The sequence below is a fragment of the Streptomyces sp. NPDC058619 genome (assembly GCF_042717785.1).
Classification (GTDB): Bacteria; Actinomycetota; Actinomycetes; order Streptomycetales; family Streptomycetaceae; genus Streptomyces.
The window spans coordinates 46,347-57,992 of record NZ_JBHXQN010000006.1 but is presented as its reverse complement, the minus strand read 5'-3'; the positions used below and the strand labels follow the sequence as shown (position 1 = coordinate 57,992).

Sequence of the window (11,646 nt, the reverse complement as noted above, 5' to 3'; positions counted from 1 at the left end):
CCGCAACGGCCGTCAGTCCTCCCGGGCTCGGCCGCGGTCCGGTCCGGACGCCGCCGCCCGGCGGACCGCCAGGAGCAGCGGCGTGCACAGCAGGAGGCTCGCCATGACGTCCAGGGGCCAGTGCCAGCCCCGCAGGATCAGCCCGGCGGCGGTCGCGCCCGTGAGCACCAGGGCCGCGGCCGCCGGCCACGGGCGGCGGGTGTACGGGCGTACGAGCAGGGCGGCCCCGGCGTACGCGACGAACGCGGTCGCGGTGTGGCCCGACGGGTAGTACCCGGCGGCCCAGGGTTCCAGGGGGCCCGGGCGGCCGGTCCACGCCTTGAGCGGGACGACCAGCGCCGGTACCAGGGCCATCGCCAGGCCGGCCGCGAGGGCGGCGCGGCGCCGGCCGCGCCAGGCGGCGTACGCCATGGCCAGGGCGAGGACGGGAACGGCGACGGGGACGTTGCCGAGGTCCGAGAGGCGTTCGGTGACGGAGTCCGGGACCGTGCGCACCAGGGCGCGGCTCAGCGCGTGGTCCGGCGCCAGCAGCGGGCCAGCGACCTGTACCTGCCAGGTGGCGAGGGCGAAGAGCAGGCCGCAGAGCGCGGCGAGGAGGAGGGTGGCCGGCCGTCCCGGAACAGGGGGGATGGTTCCGGGACGGCCGCCCGGACCGGGTTGCCGCACGCCCCGGGGGGTTTGGGGCGAACGGCTGTCCGGTCGGTGAGGAGTGTGCGCGAACGCATGCCCAGTGCGGCGCTGGGGAAGCCCGGTACTGGTGTCGCCCCCGGTTTCCCGGGAGCGGGGTGTCTCACTCATCTGCAGAAACCGTACGGCAGGGAAAGGGGGGCCGACAGCAGGAACCCGCTCCCGCCATCGGCCCCCCACACCTTCTTCACAGCGCCCGACCGTTACCGGCGGTAGTGCTCGAGCGGAGCGTTCGAGGATTCGATCAGATGCCCGCGAACGCGGCCTCGATGATGTCCAGGCCCTCGTTCAGCAGGTCCTCGCCGATGACGATCGGCGGCAGGAAGCGGAGCACGTTGCCGTACGTGCCGCAGGTGAGGACGAGCACGCCCTCGGCGTGGCACGCCTTCGCGAGCGCGCCGGCCGCCTCCGGGAACGGGGTCTTGGAGACCGGGTCCTTGACGAGCTCGATCGCGATCATGGCGCCGCGGCCGCGGATGTCGCCGATGATGTCGTACTTCTCCTGCATGGCCGTCAGGCGGGTCTTCATGAGGGACTCGATCTTCTTCGCCGCGGCGTTGAGGTCGAGCTCCTTCATGGTCTCGATGGAGCCGAGCGCACCGGCGCACGCCACCGGGTTGCCGCCGTACGTACCGCCCAGGCCGCCGCCGTGGACGGAGTCCATCATCTCGGCGCGGCCGGTCACGGCGGCGAGCGGCAGGCCGCCCGCGATGCCCTTGGCGGTGGTGATGAGGTCGGGGACGATGCCCTCGTCCTCGCACGCGAACCACTGGCCGGTGCGGCAGAAGCCGGACTGGATCTCGTCGGCGACGAAGACGATGCCGTTGTCGTTGGCGAACTTCACCAGCGCCGGCAGGAAGCCCTTGGCCGGCTCGATGAAACCGCCCTCGCCGAGGACCGGCTCGATGATGATCGCGGCGACGTTGTCGGCGCCGATCTGCTTGGAGATCTGGTCGATCGCCTGGGCGGCGGCCTCGGGGCCGCAGTTCTCGGCGCCGGTGGGCCAGCGGTAGCCGTAGGCGACCGGGACGCGGTAGACCTCGGGGGCGAACGGGCCGAAGCCCTGCTTGTACGGCATGTTCTTCGACGTCAGGGCCATCGTGAGGTTCGTGCGGCCGTGGTAGCCGTGGTCGAAGACGACGACGGCCTGGCGCTTGGTGTACGAACGGGCGATCTTGACGGCGTTCTCGACGGCCTCGGCGCCGGAGTTGAACAGGGCCGACTTCTTGGCGTGGTCACCCGGGGTGAGCTCGGCGAGGGCCTCGCAGACCTCCACGTAGCCCTCGTACGGGGTGACCATGAAACAGGTGTGCGTGAAGTCCGCGAGCTGCGCGGCGGCGCGGCGCACGACGGCCTCGGCGGAGGCGCCGACGGAGGTCACGGCGATGCCGGAGCCGAAGTCGATCAGGCGGTTGCCGTCGACGTCCTCGATGATGCCGCCGCCCGCGCGGGCCGTGAAGACGGGGAGCACGGAGCCCACGCCGCCGGCGACCGTCGACAGACGGCGGGCCTGCAGCTCCTGCGACTTGGGGCCGGGGATCGCGGTGACGATGCGGCGCTCCTGCGGGACAGCGGTCATAGGGGGCTCCTGGGGGTGTTTTCGGACGCACTTGTGTCTTTGTCCGCAGGCTAGGCCCGGGGGAGGGGGGAAGGCATGCGCCGATCGGGAGTGGTGGGTGCGAGTCGTTGTCCGCGACGGCCATAGGAGTGGTCGGGGCCGGGCCGTCCGGATCACTGCGGGGTACGAGCCCCGGGGGCGGGCGGGGCACTAGATTGAGCGCCGCAGCGCAGCGCAGGGCACTGGCAGGGGGCAGGGGTTCATGGACACCGACGGCACGCACGACGCACGCACCACCCACACGGGCCGTCTCCCCAGACCCGCCACACCCCCGGCGCCCCCGAAACCCCGCCACGCCCCGGGCCCCCCGCCCCCCACCCCCGGCCCCACCCTGACCGACTGGCTGCGTACCCCCCGGAGCTCCGACGGGCCCGGCGTGTGGGCTTACGGCCACGTGCCGCGCGCCGCCGAGGAGCCGGAGGTGACCCCGACCCGGCAGCTGGTCAGCGGGGCGCTGATCGCCCTGCTGGCGGGGCTGCTGCTGTGGTCGCTGCTGTGGAACGGCTACCTCGGCGGGTTCTGGCTGTGGCCGCTCTACATGTTCACGCCCGACTCCTGGGCCGGCGGCAACGCCTCCGTCGTCGCCTCGTACGTCTGGTACGCCATCGTCGCCGGGGCCCTGCTCTTCGGCTTCGGGCGCCTCGGCCGCTGGCCCGAACTGGGCCGCCGACTGGTCCGAGTCCGATCCGCGAACGCCGCCCGTGCCACCGTTCCCTCCCGCATCGAGGCCGGAGCCGACGACGACCCCGTGCGCTGGCCGCAGGTGCGGGAGGCCGGGCTCGGGGATGTGGCCGACCGGTTGGAGGGGGAGGTCGGGGCCGGGCGGATGAACGACGTGGACTACGCGCGCATCCGCCGGGCCTGGGACTCCGTCCGCGTCGACCCCTCCCGGCTGCGGGCCTTCGCCGACGCCGTGCGCGACAAGGGCGCCGGTGCCTGCGTGCACCCCTCCGGGGCGCGGGACCTGCCCGTACGGGCCGCCCGGCACGACCTGTTCGCCCGTCAGGTGCTGCTCGGGACCGTCGAGGACGGCGTGCGGAACCCGTACGCGCGCCGCGGCACCGCCTTCGCCCTCGACCCCGACGTCCTCGGCACCTCCGTACTCGCCGTCGGACCCTCCGGCAGCGGGAAGACCGGCCGCCTGGTGCGGCCCGTCGTCGAGTCGCTCGCGCTCCAGGCGCTGGCCGGCCAGGCCGCCGTCGTCGCCGTCGGCGCGACCGGGGCGCAGCTCGGGCCCGACGCGGTGTACGACGTCGTCGTCCGCGTCGGCGACCCCGCCTCCGTCTACGACCTCGACCTCTACGGCGGCACCACCGACCCCGACGAGGCGGCCACCCTGCTGGCCGAGGCCTTCGTCGGCGACGTCCCCGGGATGGAGGTGCGCCGCGCCGCCACCGCGCTGGCCCAGCTCCTCGGGCCGTTCCGCGCCGTGCACGGCCGTTTCCCCGCCGTGCCGGAGCTGCGCGAGCTGCTCGACCAGGTGCCGGAGAGCGTCGACGCGCTGCGGCGGGCCCTGGAGGAGACCGGCCGGCCGTCGATGCTCCGCGAACTCGACGCCCGCCGCCGCCAGCACGGGGCGCCCGGCGACCCCGGTCCTGCCCTCGCCGACCGGGTGGCCCTGCTGGACCGCCCCGCCTTCGCCGGCTTCTTCGACGTGGGCGCCCGCGACCCGGGAGCCCCCGACGCCTCCGCCCCGACGCGGCCGTTCTCGCTGCGCGCCCTGGAGCACCCCATCCGCGTCCGCGTCGACCTGCCCGAGCGGGCCCACGCCGACGCCTCGCGGATGCTGGCCCGGCTGCTGCTCGCCCAGTTCAACGCGGCCGTGGCCGCCCGTACCGACCGCTCCCTCTTCGCGTTCCTCGCCTTCGACGACGCCTCGCACACCCTGACCCCGGAGACCGTGCGCGGCGTACAGCGGCTGCGCTCGGCCCACGCCGGGGTGCTGCTGACCCTGCGGACGCTGGACGACGTACCGGAGGGGCTGCGCACCCCGCTGCTCGGCGCGGTCGGCTGCCGGATGGCCTTCTCCGGGGTCACCACCTGGGACGGCAAGCGCTTCGCCGAGGCCTGGGGCACCGAATGGGTGGAGGCGCGCGACGTCACCCACCGCACGGTCTTCGCCGACCAGCCCCTCACGCGCGCCCTCCACGCCTTCCGCAAGCTCGTCACCGGCAAGGCCGTCACGACGGACGCCGTGACCGTGCGCCAGGTGGAGCGGGAGCGCTGGTCCGCCTCCGACCTGGCGCACGCCGTACCGCCGGGGCACGCGGTGCTGTCGCTGACCTCCGTGCGCGGCGAGCGGGCGGCCCCGCTGCTCGTCCGGCTGGCGGACGCGACCTGAGGCGCGGGGCGGCCCCGGACGCGGACCGTGCGGCCATAACCGTACGGGATGGCAGAATCGAGGGGAGCCGTTCATACGACTCGGCGAAAACGGCATCGTCCGCCGGCTTCCGCCGATCTCCGCCGCAGCCGTCCGCCACCCCCTCCGCCAAGGACCCTGGTAACCGATGCCGCTCACCCTCGCCTCGCTCGTCCAGCACTCGGCGCTCAAGCTCAGCGTCCGGGCGGGGGAGGGCCGCCTCGACACCCCGGTGCGCTGGGCCCACGTCAGCGAGCTCGCCGACCCCGTCCCCTACATGGAGGGCGGGGAACTGCTCCTGATCACCGCGATGAAGCTGGACGCGGAGGATCCGCAGGAGATGCGCCGCTACGTACGCCGCCTCTCCGCGGCCGGGGTCGTCGGCATCGGCTTCGCCGTCGGGGTCAACTACGACGCCGTCCCCGAGGCGCTGGTCGAGGCCGCGGCGGCCGAGGACATGCCGCTGCTGGAGGTGCCCCGGAGGACCCCGTTCCTCGCCATCAGCAAGGCCGTCTCCGCTGCCCTCGCCGCCGACCAGTACCGGGCGGTGACCGCCGGCTTCGAGGCCCAGCGGGAACTCACCCGCGCCGCGCTCTCCGCCGACGGGCCCGCCGAGCTGCTGGCGCGGCTGGCCGCGCACGTGCACGGCTGGGCCGCGCTGTACGACACCTCGGGCGCGGTGGTCGCCGCCGCACCCGACTGGGCGGCCCGCCGCGCCGCCCGGCTCACCCCCGACGTGGAACGGCTGCGCGAGCGCCCCGCGCCGGCCAGCGCCGTCGTCGGCGGCTCCGAGGACCGGGTCGAGCTCCAGTCGCTCGGCACGGGCCGGCGGGCCCGGGGCGCCCTCGCCGTCGGCACCGGGGCCCCGCTCGGCACCGCCGAGCGGTACGCCGTCCACTCCGCCGTCGCCCTGCTCACCCTCACCACCGAGCGTTCGCGCTCCCTGCACGACGCGGAGTCCCGGCTCGGCGCGGCCGTACTGCGGATGCTGCTGGCCGGCGAGGCCGAGCACGCCCGGTCCGTGGCCGGAGACCTGTACGGGGCCCTGCTGGAGGCGCCGTTCCGGCTGATCGCGGCCGAGCCGGCGCTGCCCGGCACGGCCCAGCCGGAGGGGCTCGCGCTGCTGGCCGACGCGGTGGAGTCGGCGGCCGCCCGCACGGGGGAGGCGCTGCTGGTCGTGCCGGAGCCGGGCCGGCTGGTGGTCCTGGCCGCCGACGGGGGGTCGGCCGTACAGGCGTGCCTCGGGCACGCGGAGAACCTGGAGGCGCGGCGCGGCCGCGACGCCACCGGACCGGAGCCGGACGAACTGGTGGTGGGCCTGTCCGCGCCGGCCGGGTCCGGGGGCGTCGCGGCGGCCCTCACCCAGGCCGACCAGGCCCTCGCCGTGGCCCGGCGGCGCGGCCGGCCGCTGGTGGAGCACGAGGCGATGGCGGCCGGCTCGGTCCTGCCCCTGCTCGCGGACGACGCCGTACGGGCCTTCGCGGACGGCACCCTGCGCGCGCTGCGGGAGCACGACGCGACCGGGCGCGGCGACCTGGTGGCCTCGCTGCAGGCCTGGCTGTCCCGGCACGGCCAGTGGGACGCGGCCGCCGCCGACCTCGGCGTGCACCGGCACACGCTGCGCTACCGGATGAAGCGGGTGGAGGAGATCCTCGGCCGGTCGCTGGACGACCCGGACGTGCGCATGGAGCTGTGGCTGGCCCTGAAGGCCACGTCCGCCCAGGCATAGGGGAGCGGCCGGCCCCTCCCGCCCCCCGGGGCGCCCATCCCGCCCCCCCGGGGCCCGAACCGGCCGTTCCCCGCCCCGGTAGGGGTTCGTTCGCCGCCCGGACAGTGACAAAGCGGCGAACCCGGGCGCCACGGCGCTCCACCCCGGATAAACACCGAATCCCCGGCGGCGTCCTACGGTGGTGGGGACAGGACCCCACCGCACACTCCGAAGGGCCGGGATTCGCATGACTTCCACCCACGCCTTCTGGCTCGCCGGCCGCCTGGCCACCGGCGACGACAGCTTCGACGTCCACTCCCCGTGGGACGGCCGCCTCGTCGCTGCCGTCAGCGTGCCCACCGACGCGCAGGTCGAAGAGGCCGTGGCCGCGGCGTACGCCGTGACGGCGGAGTTCTCCGCGACGCCCGCCCACGTACGGGCCGCCGCCCTGGACCACGTGTCCAAGCGGCTCACCGAGCGGACCGAGGAGATCGCCCAGCTGATCTCCGCCGAGAACGGCAAGCCCATCAAGTGGGCCCGCGGTGAGGTCGGCCGTGCGGTGTCCGTGTTCCGCTTCGCCGCCGAAGAGGCCCGCCGCTTCAACGGCGGAGACGCCCAGCGCCTGGACACCGACGCCGGCGGCGTCGGCCGCCTCGCCCTGACCCGCCGCTTCGTCAAGGGTCCGGTCCTCGGCATCGCGCCGTTCAACTTCCCGCTGAACCTGTGCGCCCACAAGGTGGCCCCGGCCATCGCCGTCGGCGCGCCGATCATCCTCAAGCCCGCCCCGGCCACCCCGCTCTCCGGGCTGATCCTGGGCGAGCTGCTCGCCGAGACCGACCTCCCGGCCGGCTCCTGGTCGGTCCTGCCGGTCGCCAACGACAAGATGCCGGCCCTGGTGAAGGACGAGCGCCTGCCCGTCATCTCCTTCACCGGCTCCGACACCGTCGGCTACGCCATCCAGCAGTCGGTGCCCCACAAGCACTGCACCCTGGAACTCGGCGGCAACGCCGCGGCCGTGGTCCTCGCCGACTGGGCCTCCGAGGCCGACCTCGACTGGGCCGCGACCCGTATCGCGACCTTCTCGAACTACCAGGCCGGCCAGTCCTGCATCTCCGTGCAGCGCGTGATCGCCGACGCCTCCGTCTACGACCGCCTCGTCGAGAAGGTCGTCGCCACGGTCCAGGCACAGGTCACCGGTGACCCGTCCGACTCCGCCACCGACGTCGGCCCCCTCGTCTCCGAGGACGCCGCCAAGCGCGTCGAGGCCTGGGTCGACGAGGCCGTGTCCGCCGGGGCGAAGCTGCTCGCCGGCGGCAAGCGCGACGGCGCCTCGTACGCGCCGACCGTCCTCGCGGACGTCCCGGCCGGCGTCAAGCTCGCCACCGAGGAGGTCTTCGGACCGGTCCTGACGCTGCGGAAGGTCGAGAACACCGACGAGGCCTTCGCCGCCGTCAACGACTCGAAGTTCGGCCTGCAGGCCGGCGTCTTCACCCGTGACGTCCAGGTCGCCTTCCGCGCCCACCGCGAGCTCGAGGTCGGCGGTGTGATCATCGGTGACGCGCCGTCCTACCGCGCCGACCAGATGCCGTACGGCGGCGTCAAGCAGTCCGGTGTGGGCCGCGAGGGCGTGCGCTACGCGATGGACGACTACACGTACGAGCGAGTCCTGGTCCTGACCGGCCTCGACATCTGATCCCGTACGGCCCAAAAGCCGACGGCCGGAGCCCACTGTGCGGGGGCTCCGGCCGTCCCCCTTTTCCCTCCCGCCCACATGGGGTACGACTCACTGGTAGCACCGGCCGGCACATCCCACAGCCACCCCGACTCCGGCGGCGAGGTGAGTCCCCTCATGTCCGCAACACCACCCAGCGACACGCAACCGGGCGCAGATCCGGGCGCAGATCCGGGCCCGGCCCCGGGCACGCGCCCCGGCGGGCAGCCCAAGGTCACCGAGCGCGAGGCACGGCGGGTCGCGGAAGCGGCCCGGGAACAGGACTGGCGCAAGCCCAGCTTCGCCAAGGAGCTCTTCCTCGGACGCTTCCGGCTCGACCTGATCCACCCCCACCCGCTCCCCGCCGACGAGGACGTCCGGCGCGGCGAGGCCTTCCTGGCGCGGCTGCGGGAGTTCTGCGAGACGGCGCTCGCCGACGGACTCGCCGCCCGCATCGAGCGCGAGGCGAAGATCCCCGACGAGACCGTGCGGGGGCTGGGGGAGCTCGGCGCCCTCGGCATGAAGATCGGCACCGAGTACGGCGGTCTCGGCCTCACCCAGGTCTACTACAACAAGGCGCTCGCCCTCGTCGGCTCGGTCAGCCCGGCCATCGGGGCCCTGCTCTCCGCGCACCAGTCGATCGGCGTGCCCCAACCGCTGAAGATGTTCGGCACGCGGGAGCAGAAGGACGCCTACCTGCCGCGCTGCGCCACCACCGCCATCAGCGCCTTCCTCCTCACCGAGCCCGACGTCGGCTCCGACCCGGCGCGCCTGGCCACCACGGCGGTGCCGGACGGGGACGACGCGTACGTCCTCGACGGCGTGAAGCTGTGGACCACCAACGGGGTCGTCGCGGACCTCCTCGTCGTGATGGCCCGGGTCCCGGCGTCCGAGGGCCACCGCGGCGGCATCACCGCCTTCGTGGTCGAGGCCGACTCCCCGGGCATCACGGTCGAGCACCGCAACGCCTTCATGGGCCTGCGCGGCCTGGAGAACGGCGTCACCCGCTTCCACCGGGTCCGGGTCCCCGCGGACCAGCGCATCGGCGCCGAGGGCGCCGGCCTGAAGATCGCGCTGACCACCCTGAACACCGGCAGGCTCTCCCTGCCCGCCATGTGCGTCGGCGCCGGGAAGTGGTGCCTGAAGATCGCCCGGGAATGGTCCGGCGTCCGGGAGCAGTGGGGGCGGCCGGTCGCGCGGCACGAGGCCGTCGGCGCCAAGATCTCCTTCATCGCCGCCACCACCTTCGCCCTCGAAGCCGTCGTCGACCTCGCCTCCCAGATGGCCGACGAGGACCGCAACGACATCCGCATCGAGGCGGCCCTCGCCAAGCTCTACGGCTCCGAGATGGCCTGCCTGATGGCGGACGAGCTGGTCCAGATCCGCGGCGGCCGCGGCTTCGAGACCGCCGACTCCCTCGCCGCCCGCGGCGAGCGCGCCGTCCCCGCCGAGCAGATGCTCCGCGACCTGCGCATCAACCGTATCTTCGAGGGCTCGACGGAGATCATGCACCTCTTGATCGCCCGTGAGGCCGTCGACGCCCACCTGTCGGTCGCCGGCGACCTCATCGACCCCGAGAAGGACCTCGGCGACAAGGCGAAGGCGGGCGCCCGCGCCGCGGGGTTCTACGCCCGCTGGCTGCCGAAGCTCGCGACCGGCGCCGGCCAGGTCCCCGGCACCTACCGCGCCTTCCACCCCGGCGGCCACCCCGACCTCGCCACCCACCTGCGCTACGTCGAGCGCAGCGCCCGCAAACTCGCGCGCTCCACCTTCTACGCCATGTCCCGCTGGCAGGGCCGGATGGAGACCAAACAGGGCTTCCTCGGCCGCATCGTCGACATCGGCGCCGAACTCTTCGCCATGAGCGCCGCCTGCGTCCGCGCCGAGCACCTGCGCGCCACCGGCGACCACGGCCGTGAGGCCTACCAGCTGGCCGACGCCTTCTGCCACCAGGCCCGGCTGCGCGTCGAGGAACTCTTCGGCCGTCTCTGGTCCAACACCGACGACCTCGACCTCAAGGTCGTCGCGGGCGTCCTCACCGGCACCTACACCTGGCTGGAGGAGGGCGTCCTGGACCCGTCCGGCGACGGCCCCTGGATCGCGGACGCCGCCCCCGGCCCCTCCCAGAAGGAGAACGTGCACCGTCCCCTGCGCTGACCTGCGATCATCGAAGCAGTCGGATGGACGTACGGGTACGAGCACGAGGCGGCGGCGATGTCGACGGCCATGGAGGACCGCGCCGGCCGGCGCCTGGCCTGGTGCGTGGCGCTCGTCCTGCGCCACGCACCGGACCACGTCGCCGCCGACCTCCTGGCCCGGCTCGACGGGCCGGCCCGCAAGTACCTCACCCGCGACGAACGGCTGCCCGCCCCGGCCGTGACGCTGCTGCTGCGCCAAGGCACGGCGCAGGACCGGCACTACATCGCCCGCAACCCCCGCGTCCTCGGCCGGCCGCTGCCGGGCCTGCCCGGCCCCGCGCGCTACGCGGCCCGCCCCGGGCCGTCGCCCGAGCTGCTGGCGGAGGTCGGCCCGGGCCCGTTCGGCGCCGACGAGCTGCTCGGACTGCTGCGGCGCCACGGCCGACGGCCCCGGGTGCCGCTGACCCTGCTGCGGATGCCGCACGCCCCGCTCGACCCCGGGACCCTCCTGCGCGAGCACGCCCGTACGCCGCTGCCGCCCGGGGCCGTCGAGGCCCTGCTGCTGGTCGGCGGACTGCCGCCGGAGACCGCCGGGGCGCTGCTCGGCGCCGGCGCGCGGGACGGCGCCGCGGCGCAGGAGGCGTACGGACGCTCCTGGCACCGTCCGGCCGTGCGGGCCGTCCGGATGGGGCTGCTGACCTTCGAGGAGCTCGTCGCCCACGTCGCGCCCGCGCACCGGACCCTGCTCCTCGCGGACCCGGCCGGGCCCGGGCCCAGGGGCCTGCGCTGGAACCTCCCCGAGCGGACCGGCATGCGCACGGCCGTCGCCCGGGCCCTGCGCCCCCTCGGGGACGACCCCCGGCTCTGGGCCGAACTGCTTCGGCACGCCCGGACCGCCCCGCTGTCCCTGCCGGAGCTCGTCGCGGGCCTGGCCGGCGGAGCCCTGCCCGAACCGGCGGACGGCCCGGGGTCCGCCGGGCTCGAAGCGGCGGTCCGCTCGCTGGCCCCGCGGGCCGAGCCCGATCCGCAGGGCGGCGTGGAGCGCGAACTGGCCCTGGCGAGCCTCGCGGTGCCGATGGAGACCGTCGCGGAGGACATCCGCTGGGTACGGGACTGCCTGGCGCGCGGGCTGCTCGACGGCGCGGACGTCGTCCGGCACAAGCTGCCCGCCTGCTGGGCCCTGGACGAGGACCACTGGCTGGGGGAGACCTACACCCCCGACCGGCACGACCGGCCCGGGCCCGTGCTGACCGCGCGGGCGGAGGCCGACCGGCTGTTCGCCCTCGCCCTCGGAGAGGACCCCGACGCCTGGTGGTCGGTGGCCCGGGCGCTCCCCGAGTTCGCCGGAACGCTCCCGCACCTCCTGCTGCGCGTCACGGACGGGGGCTCCGTGTCCACGCGCCCCTGAGTTGCGGCAACAATGGG

General features: G+C 74.9%; 7 protein-coding genes. 5 read left to right on the top strand and 2 right to left on the bottom strand.

Annotated elements, in window-relative coordinates; genetic code table 11:
• Nucleotides 1-12: 12 nt before the first annotated feature.
• Entirely contained in the window at nucleotides 13-666 is a 654-nt protein-coding gene (locus ACFWTC_RS08395) for a phosphatase PAP2 family protein (RefSeq protein ID WP_383919233.1), read from the bottom strand.
• A 265-nt stretch (nucleotides 667-931) separates the two neighbouring features.
• Nucleotides 932-2,266, bottom strand: a complete 1,335-nt coding sequence (gene gabT / locus ACFWTC_RS08390; protein ID WP_383919230.1) for a 4-aminobutyrate--2-oxoglutarate transaminase — start codon at nucleotides 2,264-2,266, stop codon at nucleotides 932-934.
• 241 nt (nucleotides 2,267-2,507) lie between these two features.
• On the opposite strand from gabT, the gene ACFWTC_RS08385 reads away from it, so the two are divergent.
• The 5 genes from ACFWTC_RS08385 to ACFWTC_RS08365 all read left to right on the top strand — a co-directional run bounded on the left by ACFWTC_RS08385 (nucleotide 2,508) and on the right by ACFWTC_RS08365 (nucleotide 11,629).
• Entirely contained in the window at nucleotides 2,508-4,646 is a 2,139-nt protein-coding gene (locus ACFWTC_RS08385) for an ATP-binding protein (protein WP_384027290.1), read from the top strand.
• 166 nt (nucleotides 4,647-4,812) lie between these two features.
• Nucleotides 4,813-6,393, top strand: coding sequence for a PucR family transcriptional regulator (locus ACFWTC_RS08380; protein WP_383919224.1), 1,581 nt, complete (start codon nucleotides 4,813-4,815; stop codon nucleotides 6,391-6,393).
• 226 nt (nucleotides 6,394-6,619) lie between these two features.
• Nucleotides 6,620-8,065: an aldehyde dehydrogenase family protein gene (locus tag ACFWTC_RS08375; RefSeq protein WP_383919222.1), complete on the top strand. Its 1,446-nt coding sequence runs from the start codon at nucleotides 6,620-6,622 to the stop codon at nucleotides 8,063-8,065.
• Between the two features lie 156 nt (nucleotides 8,066-8,221).
• Nucleotides 8,222-10,240 (top strand): acyl-CoA dehydrogenase family protein, encoded by a 2,019-nt coding sequence (locus tag ACFWTC_RS08370; protein ID WP_383919219.1) that lies wholly within the window; start codon nucleotides 8,222-8,224, stop codon nucleotides 10,238-10,240.
• Between the two features lie 57 nt (nucleotides 10,241-10,297).
• Nucleotides 10,298-11,629 (top strand): hypothetical protein, encoded by a 1,332-nt coding sequence (locus tag ACFWTC_RS08365; RefSeq protein WP_384027288.1) that lies wholly within the window; start codon nucleotides 10,298-10,300, stop codon nucleotides 11,627-11,629.
• Nucleotides 11,630-11,646: the final 17 nt, after the last annotated feature.

Excerpts from the sequence above, each read along its gene's own strand:
- ACFWTC_RS08380 (WP_383919224.1), top strand. The coding sequence starts at position 4,813 with ATGCCGCTCACCCTCGCCTCGCTCGTCCAGCACTCGGCGCTCAAGCTC.
- gabT (WP_383919230.1), bottom strand. The coding sequence starts at position 2,266 with ATGACCGCTGTCCCGCAGGAGCGCCGCATCGTCACCGCGATCCCCGGC.
- ACFWTC_RS08370 (WP_383919219.1), top strand. The coding sequence starts at position 8,222 with ATGTCCGCAACACCACCCAGCGACACGCAACCGGGCGCAGATCCGGGC.
- ACFWTC_RS08385 (WP_384027290.1), top strand. The coding sequence starts at position 2,508 with ATGGACACCGACGGCACGCACGACGCACGCACCACCCACACGGGCCGT.
- ACFWTC_RS08365 (WP_384027288.1), top strand. The coding sequence starts at position 10,298 with ATGTCGACGGCCATGGAGGACCGCGCCGGCCGGCGCCTGGCCTGGTGC.
- ACFWTC_RS08375 (WP_383919222.1), top strand. The coding sequence starts at position 6,620 with ATGACTTCCACCCACGCCTTCTGGCTCGCCGGCCGCCTGGCCACCGGC.